Genomic DNA, 15,044 nt, shown 5'->3' on the forward strand with positions numbered 1-15,044 from the left:
TTCATTTTAACAAATGGCAGCTAGAAATCGTTGAACCCCATCGTGAACGATTCATACGATATTTCCTCGTCCGGGGTATTGCGCAATTCGATGATATAATCGAAATCGCTGTATTCAAATGCGGACTCCTTCACGAAAATGTCGGGATGCTCGATGACCTTGGTCGATGGCATCGCCATGATTTCCTGAAGCAGCGCATGATGTTTCTCGTTGGAGCGGATGGTGCTGACGATTCCGTCAATAATAAAAATATTGTTCGGTGTCATTTCTTCCTCGGACAGCTGGCTCCGCACAGTCTGGCGAAGAAGCGTCGAGGATACGAAGGTCCATCGTTTATTGGAGCATACGCTTCCGGCGATGATCGATTCCGTCTTGCCGACGCGCGGCATGCCGCGCAGGCCGATGACCTGATTTCCTTCTCTTTTAAACACTTCGCCCAAAAAATCAACCAGCATGCCCAGCTCGTCGCGCGTGAATCGGAACGTCTTGCGGTCGTCGGAATCCCGCTCGATGTAGCGGCCGTGACGAACGGCCAATATATCGACCAGCTTAGGCTCGCGAAGCTTCAGCACCGTAATATTGTCGACCTTTTGCAGCATCCGCCCGAGAATTTCGATCTTCTCGTCGTCGTTCGTTTGCAGGAGCATGCCCCGCGTCCGGTTCTCTACGCCGTTGATGGTCAGAATATTGACCTCGAGCATTCCGAGCAGCGATGCGATGTCCCCGAGCAAGCCGGGGCGGTTTTTATGTATTTTGTATTCCATATACCATTGTTTGAATTCCATATGACACCTCTGCTTGAGGAATAGTTGACGATAATGAAGCTTTAAAAAGTTTATTCTACAATATTCGTCAAATTCCTGCAACAATAAACGAACATTACAGAAAAGCCTCCGCTGGGGAGGCTTTTCTCGAGGAAGGTTTACGAATGTTGCACTAGCTTGACCATCAGGCCTGCAATCGTTTTGCGTTCCGACTCGTCGCCGGCATCCCACAGTTCTTTGAGCGTGCGTTGTTCTTCGTTTTTGGGATCGACCTTCTCATCAAGGAAGGAGCCGATCTCGAAAGCGAGGTTTGCAATGGTATCTTCGTTTAACCCCATGCTCTTTGCTTGTTCAACGCGGTCGGACAAAAACTCTTTCCATGTACCGAAGTTAGAAAGGACTGTTGCCATTAGTGTTGTTCCTCCTTTGCGTGTTGGCTGTTGATCAGCAACAACCGTATTGTTCGCGCAAGAGACGAATCTTATTCCTCCGGCCAAGGTCCTGTCCAACATTTGAGGTAGGTTATGATTTCAACCGATTCAGGTCAGCCATCCGCCGTTCGGACTGATGATTTGACCGGTTATGTAGGCCGATTCCGGCAAAGCCAGAAAATACACGAGCGACGCGATTTCTTCCGGCTGCGCGAAGCGTCCGACCGGAATTTCCGATTCGAGCGCCACTTTCTCGTCGGCATTCAGGTTGTCCAGCATGACGGTATCGACGGCTCCGGGAGCGACCGCGTTCACGGTTACGCCTGAGGGTGCAAGCTCCTTGGCCAGCGCTTTCGTAAAAGCGTTCATGCCGCCTTTGCTCGTGGAGTACAGCACTTCGCAGGATGCGCCGGATAACCCCCAAATCGACGATACGTTGATGATCCGTCCGAAGCGCTGATTGATCATGGCCGGCATGAAAAGCTGCGTGCATAGGAACATGCCCTTCAAGTTCACGTTCATGACTTCGTCCCACACGTCGTCCGTCACGTCCGCGAGCATGCCGTAATGCGCAATGCCCGCGTTATTGACGACGATATCCGGAATCATCCCTCTCTGCTCCAGCTTCTCGCGCATCCGCATCAGCTGGTCCCGCGACCGGATATCCGCCGTTACGGTAAGCACGTTCGCCGCGCCGAGCCGCATGCAGCCGCGAGCGGTTTCGTTCGCGGCCTCGTGCGCCTGGTTGTAATGAATGACGACGTTCATGTTCTCCACGGCGAATCGTCGGGCGATCGCCGCGCCGATCCCCCGGCTTCCCCCGGTAACCAGCACCGTCATTTCCTTCAAGGTTTTCACTTCTCGTCCTTCGCCACGATGGATACGGCCATCCGGTTCCAATCAAAGTGGCTGCGCAGGCGGGCATTTGCTTCCTCGAGCGTAATGTCCTCGTAAACCGGGAGCAGCTTGAACAAATCCGCGCCGCGGAACCGGTAACGCGTAAATTCGCTCGCAATCGCCTCGGGAGAATTAAGCATGCGAAGATAACCGCCGATTTTTTTGCGTTTCGTGCGTTCGAACGATTCCTTGTCCAAGCCTTTCGCCTGAGCGCCTTCGATCGCCGCGCGAAGTCTCCGCAGCAGTTCCTCGGGATCCCGGGTCTCGCCGCCGACGACGGAGAAGGCGTAATCCTCGCTGCTGTTGAATTCATGTCCGAACGAATCCGTTATGAGCGTGTCATCGTAAAGCTCATGATAGATCGGCGAGCTGGATCCCAGCAGCGCTTCCAGCATCAGCTTCGTGGTCAGCTCCGTGCGGAGCAGCTCGACCGGATCGGCCGAACCGCGGCTTTCCTTGAAACCGATCATGCACTTCGGCATGGAAACCGGCAGCGCCGTTCGCTTGAACGGCTCCTTGACGGTATCCGGCTCCGGTTCGAAGAAACGGGAAATGACGTCCTGCGGTTCATACGCCTTGCGCGCTTGATTGTCGCGGACCAGCTTCATCACGGCTTCGGGCTGAACGCCGCCGACAACGAACAGGAACATGTTCGAGGGATGATAGAACGTTTCGTAGCAGCGGTAAAGCGTCTCTTTGTCGATTTGGCGAATGGATTCCACCGTGCCTGCGATATCGATATGGATCGGATGCTTGTGATACAACGCGTCGATCAGCCCGAAATACACGCGCCAATCGGCGTTATCCCGGTACATATTGATTTCCTGCTCGATGATGCCTTTCTCCTTCTCGACGTTCTCGTCCGTAAAGTACGGGTGTTGAACGAAATCGATCAAGGTCGCCAAATTCGCCTCGATCTGCTCCGTTGCCGAAAACAAATACACGGTCCGGTCGAAACTCGTAAAGGCATTCGCAGACGCGCCTTGCGAGGCAAAGGTAGCGAAAATATCGCCGGTCGGCTCTTCGAACATCTTATGCTCCAGGAAATGGGCAATGCCGTCCGGAACCGAGATCGGCTGCTGATTGCCGACCGCGAAACGGTTATCGACGGAACCGTATTTGGTCGAGAAGGTTGCGTAGGTTTTGCTGAAGCCTTCTTTGGGTAAGACGACCACTTCCAGGCCGTTCGGCATGACTTCGCGGTACAACGTCTCTTGAACGCCGGGGTACGCTAACGTTTCCATAAGCTCAGCCCTCCTTTCTGTCGCGCAGGAAGTAAATCGTGTCCAGCTCGGTTTTGCGCGCGATCGCGGCGATTTGTTCGGCCGTTACGGCTTGCACCTGTTCCAGCAGCTGCATGGCCGAGCGCTCGCGCTTCGACAGCACGGCATTGAAATCAAAGCCGATCATCTCGTTCGCGGAGTCCTGGAGCTCCCGCAGGTGATTGGCGATCATCGCCTTCGTCTGGTTCATCTCCAGCTCGCTGTAGGAACCGCTGCGCATTTGCTCCAGCTGCTCTTGGATGATCGTCTTCGCTTTATCGTAATTTCCGAATTCGATGCCGGATTGAATCGTGCAAATTCCCTTGTGGCCGTCAAGGCGGGACGCCGCGTAGTAAGCCAAGCTAGCTTTCTCGCGAACGTTCAGAAACAGCTTGGAATGCGGGTAGCCGCCGAGTATGCCGTTATACATCAAGGCTGCCGGGTAATCGTCGTCGCCGTAAGCCGTATTGATGCGAAGTCCCAAATTAAGCTTGCCTTGGGTGACGTCCATGCGCTCCACGACGGTCCGGACTTCCTGGACGGGTTTGCTTACGCGCGGCAGGCCGTAATCGGCCGGCTCGCCTTGGTTATGCTTGAACGCCTCCGCAACCAGGGACTTCACTTCATCGAGCGACGTATCCCCGACCACGTACAAGTCGAACGCGGCTTGCGACAGCCAGTCCCGATAAGCGCCGGTGACGGATGCCGGCGTGATGCCGTCGATATCTTCCATTCTTCCGAGCGGATGAAGCCGATACGGCTCATCCTCGCACATGACTTCCAGGCAGCGCTCGGCCGCATACCTGATTTTGTCGTTGATGATCGCTTCGAGCCGTTTGCGCAGCGTGTCCTTCTCCGCTTCCACGTATTTGGACCTTAACTGGCCGTTCTCCAGCACCGGATCGGTTACCACTTCGCCAAGCAGCTTAAGCGAAGCCGCCAATAGCGGCCGGTCGGACGAAACGAACCGGTCGTTGATGACATCCATGCGGAACTGCACGATTTGCGCATCTCCGCGTTTATATACGTCAAAACCGAAACCCGCGCCGTACAGCTCATCCAATCGCTCGCGAAACGCGATCGTCTCCGGCGTGGAAGCGGTCCCTCTTCGCAGCACGAACGGAATCAAAGCGGCAGCAGTCACGGTCGATTCATGAAGCGGCAGTCCCGCGTACAGTGATATTGAAAAGGTTTTGAAACGCTGCGTCGGCAGCACATGCAGTCGAATCCGGTTCAGCTGTCCTCGTTGAAATGGCGAGTTGCTCACGCCTCACGTCCCCTTCCGCTCCAGTAATATAAAGTCAATCTATTCCAATTTCCAAGGATCTATTCCATTCTACCCGATCGGAAAAGGAAGAAGCAACCCGCGTCCAAATGCGGGCTGCTTCAGCCGACTCTACATGCAGAAAATATGTTTTCCGATTGTCTTCACCTGCGGCCGCGTCCAAATCCACTTGGACGTCGCCGTCTCCGGATTGAAGTAATAGAGGCAACCGCCGGTAGGATCCATCCCGTTCAATGCGTCTTGGACCGCCTGCGAAGCCTTCTCGTTCGGCGTTAACCAGATCTGGCCGTCGGCTACCGCCGTGAACGCGCCGGGCTGAAAAATAACGCCGGATACCGTGTTCGGGAAGCTCGGCGATTTCACCCGGTTCAGGATGACCGCCGCTACCGCCACTTGCCCGATGTAGGGCTCGCCGCGGGATTCGCCGTAAACGGCATTGGCCATCAGTTTCAGATCGTTCGCGGATAAACCGAGGTTGTTGGATTTGTCCACGTCCGATGCCGCATTGCCTTGATTCGATCCGCCGCCACTGCCGCCTCCCGAACCCGAACCACCGGAACCGGCCGTGTCCGCAGCCGACGGAGCCCAGCTTTTGGTCGCTTCCCAGAGTTTCAGCTTCGTCTTGGCGCCTACGACGCCGTCGGATTTCAACCCGAATTTCCATTGGAACCAAGTGACTGCGTTTTTCGTTGTCGTGCCGAACTGACCGTCGACTTTGCCGTCGAAGAAGCCCAGGAACTTCAGCCGCCCCTGCAGTTCGGTCACGTCTTTGCCGGACGAGCCTACCTTCAAGGTGGCGCTGCTGAACGTCTCGGCCGTCTTGCCGAAATACGCGTTTTTGAGGGTGAACGCCCCAAACAACAGAAGGACGATGACGATGGTCACCGCAATTAAACGATTTCTCATCTTGGAATCTGCCTTTCTCTTGCAAATGGTGTGCCAAGCAAGCGAAGCATATTCCTATTATGAGAAATCGAGGTAATAACTATGCATGATGCCGAATCATGAACTTATTCGCCCGGCATCGTATTGGTCGGCCGACAGCAGAACCTCGCGCGGCTTGCTGCCTTCGTAAGGACCGACGATGCTTCGCGCCTCCATCTGATCGATGAGCCTGGCCGCGCGCGTATAACCGATGCGCATGCGCCGCTGAAGCAGGGATACCGACGCCTGCTTCGCTTCAAGCACGATACGGACGGCTTGCTCGTACAGCTCGTCCAGAATCTCTTCGTTCTCGGCCGCCGAATCATCGATTTCCGGGACCAAATCTTCTTTGTACTCCGCTTCGCCTTGACCGCGCGCGTAGGCAACGATAGCCTCGACCTCTTGGTCGGAAAGGAAGGCGCCTTGAACGCGAATCGGCTTGGACATGCCTACCGGCAGGAACAGCATATCGCCGCGTCCCAGCAGCTTCTCCGCGCCGGCCATATCGAGAATCGTGCGCGAATCGACCTGCGAAGATACGCCGAACGCGATCCGGGAAGGGATATTCGCTTTGATGACGCCCGTAATGACGTCGACGGACGGGCGCTGCGTCGCGATGATCAGGTGGATGCCAGACGCGCGGGCCATCTGGGCCAGTCGGCAGATCGCATCCTCCACGTCGTTGGCCGCGACCATCATGAGATCGGCAAGCTCGTCGACGATGACGACGATATACGGCAATACGGCAGCCGGGTTGTCCGCCATCAACGTGTTGTAACCTTCAATATTCCGCGTGCCGGACTTGGAGAACAACTCGTAGCGTTTTTCCATCTCGACGACGATTTTCTTGAGCGCGAGCGAAGCGCGCCGCGGATCTGTCACGACCGGCGCAAGCAGATGGGGAATGCCGTTGTACATGTTGAGCTCGACCATTTTGGGATCGATCATGAGCAGCTTTACCTCATCGGGTCGCGCTTTGTACAAAATGCTCGTAATAATCCCGTTGATGCAGACCGATTTACCCGAGCCCGTGGCCCCCGCGACGAGCAAATGCGGCATTTTGGCCAAGTTGCCGACGATCGGTTGACCGGAGATATCCCGGCCGAACGCGATGGACATCCTGGAAGTCGCGTTCATGAACGACGGCGTCTCCATAACCTCGCGCATCGTCACGACGGACACTTCCGTATTCGGCACTTCGATGCCGATGGCCGACTTGCCCGGTATCGGCGCTTCCATCCGAATATCCTTCGCCGCAAGGGCAAGCGCGATATCATCGGTCAAGCCGACGATCCGGCTGACCTTCACGCCCGTCGCCGGCTGCACTTCATAACGCGTTACCGCGGGCCCGCGAACGACGTCGAGCACTTTCGCGCGGACGCCGAAACTCTCCAGCGTTGCTTCCAGCTTGCGGCGCGATTCTATCGAGTCCGCCGTATCCCCCGATTTCCCGCCTCCGCTCGGCTTCTGCAGAAGCGCCAAGGACGGCAGAAGATACGGTTTTTCCGTCGGCGGTTTAATGATGCTGCCCGGCGCGTCCAACCCTTCTTCTTCGTCCGGGGAAGCGATCGCCGGACTGCGAAGCGGCTGCGCGGGCGACGGTTCTTCGAACTCGTCCATCTCATCCGCCTCATCGAAGCTCTCCGCCGGATCAAACGGCGCTTCGTGCGCTTCCTCCTCAACTTGACGGTCAATCTGCGCCGGCGAATTCCGCAGCTGCTCTTGCGAAGGCAGCACGCCGGCGTTACCGCCGTCTTCAAGAACGGGATCCCGCCATGCTTCCTGATCGCCGTCCTCGTCCTCCTCGTCCTGCCAAGCAGCGGGATGACCCGGTTTGCTTCCGTAGGATTCGGTATCATGGCCGTCTTCAAGCTGCCATTCGTTCTCCCCGTGTTCCGAATGCTCCGGCTTGGATACGTCGTTAAACCACGAGAAGATCGGAGAACGTTTTTTCTGGGCGCGCGATTTCATTGCCGCCGCATAACCTTCGTCGTCGTCATCATCGTCCAAGTCGTCCAAGGTCACGGCCTTGCCCGCTCCTTTGGAAGCGGCAGCCGGCAGCGGTTGGCGTCTCGAGGCAAACTTCATACGAAGCAGCGACCATAGCCGCCCGCCCCGGACGCGGCCCGCGCGCAGCAAGTCCACGTAGGACTTGCCCGTCATCAGCATGATCGAGATCGCGAACATGACGATCATGATGAACTTCGCGCCGAAGTAGCCGAACAGCCAGTAGAGCAAGGTGTACTGAATCGCGCCCGCATAGCCGCCGCTCGCCGAATGGACTACGCCGTCCGCCGACGGATCGGCTGGAGAATCAAAGAGCGCTCCCCGGATGTCGCTTCCCAGCTGCGACAGTATATACGAGGCATCCAGTCCGCCGGTCGGCTCCGTTTTCTGATCCATGACGGCAATCGAGCTCCATAGCGTGCAGGCAAGCACGAGCAGCAGCACGCCCGTCTTGCGGCTGGACCAGCCCGAAGGCCATGCCCGTTTGATCATGACGGCCAAGCCGACATAGATGCCGACCAATGCCAAAACAAAATAGAACTTGCCTAGAACAAGTCCGAATAACTTCGATAATGCGCGGCCGACGGTCGCTTCTCCGGATAACGCGATGACGGAAACGGTTATGAGCAATATACCGTATACTTCGTACTTAAGGCTCGTCCCGACTGAGTGTTTTCTCTTCCTCTTTTTCTTAGCCAAAATCGTCACCTCTGGTAGCCATTATACCATAGGAGCAAAGCGCGATGTGCTACTATTATCCAGCAGCGGAGCTTGTTTACGGCGTCGTGGGGCCATACGCGACCATCGTGCCGGGCGTTAATTCAGGTCTCAAATAGGCATCGAGCGGACCGTCCAACAGCCTGACGATCCGGCCGATTCCCGGCGAAACGGCTTCGAGCTGCAGCCTTACGTCGCCGACTTGAACGGATACGTATGGCCCGCGTTCCTGGTGGATGCCTTCGAAGACGAGCTCCATCGGCATGATCGAATAGATCGTCATTGCGTCAGCCCTCCCGCCGCCGGAACGCCTGCCGATTGCCGTCTCGCTTCGATCAACTGATTTAATTCCCGGAGCGCTTGGCCGATGCCGCCCACCTTGTCGATCAAGCCATGCTTGACCGCGTCGGTACCGATGACCGTCGTCCCGATATCTCGCGTCAGCTCGCCTGTTTTGAACATGAGCTCCTTGAATACGTCCTCGGTTACGTTGGAGTGCGAGGTCACGAAGCGCACGACGCGCTCCTGCATCTTCTCCAAATACTCGAACGTCTGAGGCACGCCGATAACGAGCCCGTTCAGGCGAATCGGATGTATCGTCATCGTGGCCGTTTCGGCAATAAAGGACGTGTTTCCGGCAACCGCGATCGGCACGCCGATGGAATGCCCGCCGCCGAGCACGAGCGTCACCGTCGGTTTCGTCAAGGACGAGATCATTTCCGCGATGGCAAGTCCCGCCTCCACGTCCCCCCCCACCGTATTGAGGACGATCATGATGCCTTCGATTTTGGAATTTTGCTCAGCTGCGACGAGCTGCGGAATGAGGTGCTCGTACTTCGTCGTTTTATTTTGCGGCGGCAAGACGATATGGCCTTCCACCTGTCCGATGATCGTCATGCAAAAAACGTTGGATTCCGCGGCCGGCGTCGTCGTTTGCCCCAACTGCTGAATCGTCTCGACGATCGGGTTGACGATCGCCGGTTTACGCTCTCCTGCCGGCGGCTCCGGCTGTTCGGATGTAAAAGCTGTTTCCTCCCACATTGCTTGTCCTCCTCCGTATGCTTGCTAGCTTTGCTTTGGCTGGCTCTGCATAGTATGGAATCTGCTTACGGATTTATGCAAGCGCTTGGAAATAAAGCCAAGAGTGCGCAGATTAAAGGTATCGATTAGGCTTATGTAAATTTCACGACGAAAAACGGCCTTCGGCAGAAGCTCCCGCTTCGCCAAAGACCGTTTTGCAAGCAATCTATGAATTACACTTCCATGATGATCGGCAAAATCATCGGACGACGGCGCGTCTGCTCGTACAAGAAACGGCCGAGCGCATCCTTCACGTTCGTTTTGAGCGATGCCCATTCGTTGACTTTGTCGTTCATCAGCTTGTGCAGCGTCGAGGTTACGATACGATTCGCTTCTTCGAGCAGTCCTTCGGATTCGCGGACGTAGACGAAGCCGCGGGAGATAATGTCCGGTCCGGACAAAATCGTGCCGTCCTGCTTGCTGAGCGTGACCACGACGACGAGAATCCCGTCCTGCGACAGCAGCTTGCGGTCGCGAAGCACGATGTTGCCGACGTCGCCGACGCCAAGACCGTCGATCAACACGTTGCCGGCCGGTACTTTGCTGCCCTTGCGGCCAGAGCCGTTTTGGAATTCGACCGTATCGCCGTTATCGACGATGAAAATATTTTCGCGTTCGATTCCTACCGCCTCGCCGAGCAAGGCGTGCTGACGAAGCATCCGGTATTCGCCGTGGATCGGAATGAAGTACTTCGGACGAATCAAGTTGAGCATAAGCTTCAGCTCTTCTTGGCTGCCGTGACCGGAAACGTGCACGCCGGATACGGAACCCGGTCCGTAAATGACGTTGGCGCCCAAACGGAACAACTCGTCCACCGTGCGACCGACATAACGCTCGTTGCCCGGAATCGGCGTCGCCGCGATGATGACGGTATCGCCAGGCATGATGTCGACCTTGCGATGCGTGGAACGCGCCATCCGCGTCAATGCCGACATCGGCTCGCCTTGGCTGCCCGTGGACAATACCGCTACGCGGTCGGCGGCCATCTTATTGATTTCCTCGGGCTCGATGATCGTGCCTTCGGGTATGTTCAAGTACCCCAATTCGGAAGCAATCGTCACGACGTTGACCATGCTGCGTCCGACAACCGCGATTTTGCGCTTGGTTGCGATCGCCGCGTTGACGACTTGCTGAATACGGTGCACGTTGGATGCAAAAGTTGCGACAACGACGCGCTGCGTCGCTTTGCGGAAAATATCTTCCAGCTCCGAGCCGATCATGCTCTCGGACGGCGTGAAGCCCGCGCGCTCCGCGTTCGTGCTGTCCGACAACAGAGCCAGCACGCCGCGGCGGCCGATATCGGCGATTCGCTGCAGATCCGCGTATTGATTGTTTACCGGCGTATGGTCGAATTTGAAGTCGCCCGTATGCACGACGGTACCTTCCGGCGTGTCCAAGCATACGCCGACCGAATCCGGAATGCTGTGGTTCGTTTTGAAGAACGAAGCTTTAATGGAGCCGAGCTGTACTTCGCTGTCGGCATTGATCAAGATGCGTTTCGTTTCGCCGAGCAAACCTGCTTCTTTGAGCTTGCCTTCGATCAGGCCGAGCGTCAATTTGGTGCTGTAGATCGGCACATTGAGGTGTTTCAGCACGTACGGCAATCCGCCGATGTGATCCTCGTGACCATGGGTAATGAGAATACCCCTTACTTTATCGCGGTTCTCCGTCAAATACGTAATGTCGGGGATGACAATATCGATACCGAGCATATCTTCTTCGGGGAATTTAAGCCCCGCATCTACCACGACGATATCATTAGCATATTGAACGACATACATGTTCTTACCGATTTCACCTACGCCGCCTAGCGCGAAAATAAGCAGCTTATCCTGGATGTTCTTCTTAGACAAGTGAATCCATACCTCCTAATCGTAGTACGAAACAAGATGTACCCCGTTCGCAGTGAAAACAGCGAAAGAAGACACTCTGTCTCATCTATCCTATTTATTGTCCGTACTCAAATTACATGGCAGCCGTTCCCTCCCTCGGAAACGCCGCTGCATGCAATCAATAACTAGTGCTGTTGAACGCCGCCACTCGGCGTTACACTTTTTCAAAATTTTGCCGCACACCGTCACTTGCTCTCATTATACATGATTGAAAATAAGAAAAACAAGTAATCTTGCGTTGTTCCTTTTATGGAGTCGGTTCGAGTGGGAACGCTTTCGACCGCGGACAACGAAAACCGCGTCAATCGCGCCCGATTCATGAGCATCTCGATCGAAATCGGTAACACAAAAAACCGATGCAAGCGCACCGGTTTATCGTGAATATCGTCATAGGACCGCGAAACCAACGAACCTCAGTTCAATACGCGGCGAAGGACGGCTACTTCGTCCTCGGTCGCCGCTACCAGCGGCAAACGCACGCCGCCGACCGAAAGTCCGCGAAGCGCCAAGGCTGCTTTTACGAGGACCGGATTCGGAAGATCGAACAGCCCTTTGTAAATCGGAAGATTCTCGCCGTGCAGCCTGGCGGCCCGGGCAACATCGCCGTCCAAATAAGCTTGAATCATCGCTTTCATCGGCTTCCCGATAACATGGCTCGCTACGCTGACAATGCCATGCGCTCCGACGGATAAAGCCGGCAGTCCCGCGCTGTCGTCTCCGCTGTAGACGCGGAATTGTTCGGGCGCGCCCATGACGATCTCCGTCAATTGGTCCAAGCCCGCGCATTCTTTGGTGGCGACCACGTTCGGCAATTGCGCCAAACGGAGCGTCGTCGCCGCCGACAAGCTGATAATCGTGCGGCCCGGCACGTTATACAGCATGACCGGCAATGTCGTGGATTCGGCAATGGCTTTAAAATGCTGATAAAGGCCTTCTTGCGTTGGTTTATTATAATAAGGCGCGACCAGCAGAACCGCGTCCACGCCGCATTGCTCCGCGATTTTCGTCAGATGGACGGAGTGCGCGGTATCGTTGCTGCCGGTTCCCGCAATGATTTTGCAGCGTCCGCCGGCATGCTTGACGGCAAACGAGAACAGCGCCTGCTTCTCTTCGTCGTTGACCGTCGGCGATTCTCCCGTGGTACCGCAGACGACGATGCTGTCGCTCAGTTGATCTTCAATTAAATAGTCCATTAACCGCCCCGTCGTATCCCAGTCGATCGAACCGTCCGCCGAGAACGGAGTCACCATCGCAGTCACCAAGCGTCCGAAATCCAAAACTATTCCTCCTCAGAATTTTTGCGAATGCAAAAATTCGCATCGTAAGCATAATCTCCAATTTTTGCGAATGCAAAAATTCGCAGCGTCGGCGTAATCTAAGAAAAAATGATTCTATTCGCCATTGTAAGCTTATTTCGAGCTTACTTCAACTCTTTAATGTCATGCAGCGCGAATTTTGCATGGAGCGCCTGCAGCGCGTCAGCCATGTCGTTCTCCTGTACCAGCACCCAGATCGACGTGTTGGAATCCGCGGATTGCAGAATGGGAATCCCTTTTTCTGTCAAAGCTTCCACGATGCGCGCCATGATGCCGGGTACGCCGTTCATGCCGCCGCCGATGACCGAGACTTTGGCGCAACCGCTCACCGCGCGCGGCGCATAACCGATATCCCGCAATACGGATACCGCTTTTTTCGCGTCATGGTCGAAGACGGTATACACCGCCCCGCCCGGATTGACATTGATGAAATCCACGCTGATATGATGCCTGGCCATGGCCTGGAATACCTGCAGCTGCACGTCGGTGTGGCCGTCTTGCGCATGGACCGTAATTTGCGTAACGCCGCTAACATGCGTAACCCCGGTCACATGACGGTCGCGGACAGGCCCGGATTGCAGCGCTTCGATCGTGTCCGTGACCAGCGTGCCTTCGTCCTCCGAGAACGTCGAGCGGACGCGAAGCGGGATACGCGCCTGCTGCGCGATCTCGACGGCTCTCGGGTGAATGACCTTCGCGCCTTGCCTGGCCATATTGCCCACTTCCGAATAGCTGATGACAGACAGCGCCCGCGCATCCTTTACGATGCGGGGATCCGCGGTAAGGATTCCGTTAACGTCCGTATAAATATCCACGCGCTCGGCGCGAAGCGCGGCGCCGAGCGCCGTCGCGGACGTGTCGCTTCCGCCTCTGCCGAGGGTCGTGAAATCCCCGGATTCGGTCACGCCTTGAAAGCCGGTCACGACAACGACGTGATCCGATTGCAGCGCCTGATGGATCCGATCCGTGCGGATTTGCAAAATCCGCGCCTTGCCGAACTGATTGTCCGTTATGATGCCCGCGCCGCCGCCGGTCAACGCAATGGCCGGCACGCCGGCTGCGCGCAGCAAGCTGCACAATACCGACGCGGAGATAATTTCGCCGCAGCCCTGAAGCATATCGCGCTCCTTGGCCGGCAAGGAATCGCCGTGCTGGGCAATCAGGGTGAGCAGCGTGTCCGTTGCGTACGGATCGCCTTTTCGTCCCATTGCAGAGACGACAACGACAATCCCGTACTGTCGTTGCCGTTCTCTTTGGATATGCTGAATCACGAATGCCCTCGCTTCAGGCGAAGACAATGAAGTACCGCCGAACTTCTGCACGAGGATGCGCATGGTCAAACCTCCGTTATCCGACTGTGAAGCCCGTCGGATCGTCCCGTCTGACAACCACTCTGCCACGAATATTTATTCTTTCTCGATTGCGATGAATTCCGCGATTTGAACTGCATTCCATGCTGCGCCTTTAAGCAGGTTGTCAGATACGATCCATAAGTTGAGGCCGCGTGCATGACCCAAATCACGGCGAAGACGGCCAACGAACACTTCAGGCTTCCCGGCTGCATCCGTGGCAAGCGGGTAACGTTGACCTGCAGGGTCATCGACCAGTACGACGCCAGGAGCGTCAGCAAGCAGATTCTTGACGTCTTCCAGTTCATAATCGTTTTTGAGTTCTACATAAACCGATTCCGAGTGACCGTATACGACAGGAATCCGCACGCAGGTGGCCGTGACGTCGATGGATTCGTCGTCCATGATTTTTTTCGTCTCGCGCACCATCTTCATCTCTTCCAGCGTATACCCGTTCTCTTGGAACTTATCGATTTGCGGAATCGCATTGAAGGCGATTTGATGCTTCACCGGCAGCGAACCTACCGGCAAAATATCGGGATTCGGTTCGTTGCCGTCCAGTACCTCGCGCGTTTGGCGAAGCAGCTCGTCGATCGCCCGGCTGCCGGCGCCGGACACGGCTTGGTACGTGGAGACGATAATGCGGGAAATGCCGTACCGATCCTGCAGCGGCTTCAGCGCCGCGACCAATTGAATGGTGGAGCAGTTCGGATTGGCGATGATGCCCTTATGTTCGTTCACTTTATCGAGGTTGACTTCGGGCACGACAAGCGGCGTATCCGGATCCATGCGATACGCGTTCGTGTTGTCGATGCAAACGGCGCCATGTTCCACAGCGTGGGGGGCAAGTGCTTTCGACACGTCGCCGCCCGCGCTGAACAAAGCGATTTCAACGCCCGTAAAGCTATCCGGAGTCGCTTCTTCGACCGTATATTCCTTGCCTTTAAACGTAAGCTTCGTGCCCGCGGAACGGGCGGATGACAGCAATTTAAGTTCGGCGATCGGGAAATCGCGCTTCTCGAGCAACCCGATAATTTGTTCTCCGACTGCGCCTGTCGCCCCGACTACGGCGACGTTAAACAATTTCTGCTGCGACATTGGTTGTCGTCTCCCCTTCAAG

General features: G+C 55.9%; 13 protein-coding genes. All 13 read right to left on the reverse strand.

Annotated elements, in window-relative coordinates:
• Window positions 1-20: 20 nt before the first annotated feature.
• The 13 genes from GT019_RS00800 to GT019_RS00860 all read right to left on the reverse strand — a co-directional run bounded on the left by GT019_RS00800 (window position 21) and on the right by GT019_RS00860 (window position 15,022).
• The gene (locus tag GT019_RS00800; protein WP_090637512.1) at window positions 21-785 is read right to left on the reverse strand and encodes a DUF3388 domain-containing protein; all 765 of its coding nucleotides are present in this window, start codon (window positions 783-785) and stop codon (window positions 21-23) included.
• A 137-nt stretch (window positions 786-922) separates the two neighbouring features.
• Window positions 923-1,174, reverse strand: a complete 252-nt coding sequence (locus GT019_RS00805) for a DUF3243 domain-containing protein (RefSeq protein WP_161740227.1) — start codon at window positions 1,172-1,174, stop codon at window positions 923-925.
• Between the two features lie 129 nt (window positions 1,175-1,303).
• Window positions 1,304-2,035, reverse strand: a complete 732-nt coding sequence (ymfI, locus tag GT019_RS00810) for an elongation factor P 5-aminopentanone reductase (protein WP_161741454.1) — start codon at window positions 2,033-2,035, stop codon at window positions 1,304-1,306.
• Window positions 2,036-2,049: 14 nt separating this feature from the next.
• The gene (gene yfmH / locus GT019_RS00815; protein WP_161740229.1) at window positions 2,050-3,336 is read right to left on the reverse strand and encodes an EF-P 5-aminopentanol modification-associated protein YfmH; all 1,287 of its coding nucleotides are present in this window, start codon (window positions 3,334-3,336) and stop codon (window positions 2,050-2,052) included.
• 4 nt (window positions 3,337-3,340) lie between these two features.
• A complete protein-coding gene (yfmF, locus tag GT019_RS00820; protein WP_161740231.1) occupies window positions 3,341-4,621 on the reverse strand; it encodes an EF-P 5-aminopentanol modification-associated protein YfmF in 1,281 nt (426 codons plus the stop codon).
• Window positions 4,622-4,750: 129 nt separating this feature from the next.
• Window positions 4,751-5,545, reverse strand: coding sequence for a spore cortex-lytic enzyme (gene sleB, locus GT019_RS00825; protein ID WP_161740233.1), 795 nt, complete (start codon window positions 5,543-5,545; stop codon window positions 4,751-4,753).
• A gap of 96 nt (window positions 5,546-5,641) precedes the next feature.
• The gene (locus GT019_RS00830; RefSeq protein WP_161740235.1) at window positions 5,642-8,269 is read right to left on the reverse strand and encodes a DNA translocase FtsK; all 2,628 of its coding nucleotides are present in this window, start codon (window positions 8,267-8,269) and stop codon (window positions 5,642-5,644) included.
• Window positions 8,270-8,345: 76 nt separating this feature from the next.
• Complete coding sequence (locus GT019_RS00835; protein WP_161740237.1) at window positions 8,346-8,570, reverse strand: YlzJ-like family protein; 225 nt, start codon at window positions 8,568-8,570, stop codon at window positions 8,346-8,348.
• Entirely contained in the window at window positions 8,567-9,328 is a 762-nt protein-coding gene (locus tag GT019_RS00840; RefSeq protein WP_161740240.1) for a ClpP family protease, read from the reverse strand. The genes GT019_RS00835 and GT019_RS00840 overlap by 4 nt, the downstream gene beginning before the upstream one ends.
• Window positions 9,329-9,540: 212 nt before the next feature.
• Window positions 9,541-11,220, reverse strand: a complete 1,680-nt coding sequence (locus GT019_RS00845; protein WP_161740242.1) for a ribonuclease J — start codon at window positions 11,218-11,220, stop codon at window positions 9,541-9,543.
• Between the two features lie 452 nt (window positions 11,221-11,672).
• Complete coding sequence (gene dapA, locus GT019_RS00850) at window positions 11,673-12,536, reverse strand: 4-hydroxy-tetrahydrodipicolinate synthase (RefSeq protein ID WP_161740244.1); 864 nt, start codon at window positions 12,534-12,536, stop codon at window positions 11,673-11,675.
• 143 nt (window positions 12,537-12,679) lie between these two features.
• Window positions 12,680-13,909, reverse strand: a complete 1,230-nt coding sequence (gene dapG, locus GT019_RS00855) for an aspartate kinase (protein ID WP_161740246.1) — start codon at window positions 13,907-13,909, stop codon at window positions 12,680-12,682.
• Window positions 13,910-13,981: 72 nt separating this feature from the next.
• Window positions 13,982-15,022, reverse strand: a complete 1,041-nt coding sequence (locus GT019_RS00860; protein ID WP_161740248.1) for an aspartate-semialdehyde dehydrogenase — start codon at window positions 15,020-15,022, stop codon at window positions 13,982-13,984.
• Between the last annotated feature and the right edge of the window lie 22 nt (window positions 15,023-15,044).

Origin of the sequence: Paenibacillus glycinis (genome assembly GCF_009909185.1) — a bacterium.
Classification (GTDB): domain Bacteria; phylum Bacillota; class Bacilli; order Paenibacillales; family Paenibacillaceae; genus Paenibacillus_Z; species Paenibacillus_Z glycinis.

Excerpts from the sequence above, each read along its gene's own strand:
- GT019_RS00800 (WP_090637512.1), bottom strand. The coding sequence starts at position 785 with ATGGAATTCAAACAATGGTATATGGAATACAAAATACATAAAAACCGC.
- GT019_RS00805 (WP_161740227.1), bottom strand. The coding sequence starts at position 1,174 with ATGGCAACAGTCCTTTCTAACTTCGGTACATGGAAAGAGTTTTTGTCC.
- ymfI (WP_161741454.1), bottom strand. The coding sequence starts at position 2,035 with ATGACGGTGCTGGTTACCGGGGGAAGCCGGGGGATCGGCGCGGCGATC.
- yfmH (WP_161740229.1), bottom strand. The coding sequence starts at position 3,336 with ATGGAAACGTTAGCGTACCCCGGCGTTCAAGAGACGTTGTACCGCGAA.
- sleB (WP_161740233.1), bottom strand. The coding sequence starts at position 5,545 with ATGAGAAATCGTTTAATTGCGGTGACCATCGTCATCGTCCTTCTGTTG.
- GT019_RS00835 (WP_161740237.1), bottom strand. The coding sequence starts at position 8,570 with ATGACGATCTATTCGATCATGCCGATGGAGCTCGTCTTCGAAGGCATC.
- GT019_RS00840 (WP_161740240.1), bottom strand. The coding sequence starts at position 9,328 with ATGTGGGAGGAAACAGCTTTTACATCCGAACAGCCGGAGCCGCCGGCA.
- dapG (WP_161740246.1), bottom strand. The coding sequence starts at position 13,909 with ATGCGCATCCTCGTGCAGAAGTTCGGCGGTACTTCATTGTCTTCGCCT.
- GT019_RS00860 (WP_161740248.1), bottom strand. The coding sequence starts at position 15,022 with ATGTCGCAGCAGAAATTGTTTAACGTCGCCGTAGTCGGGGCGACAGGC.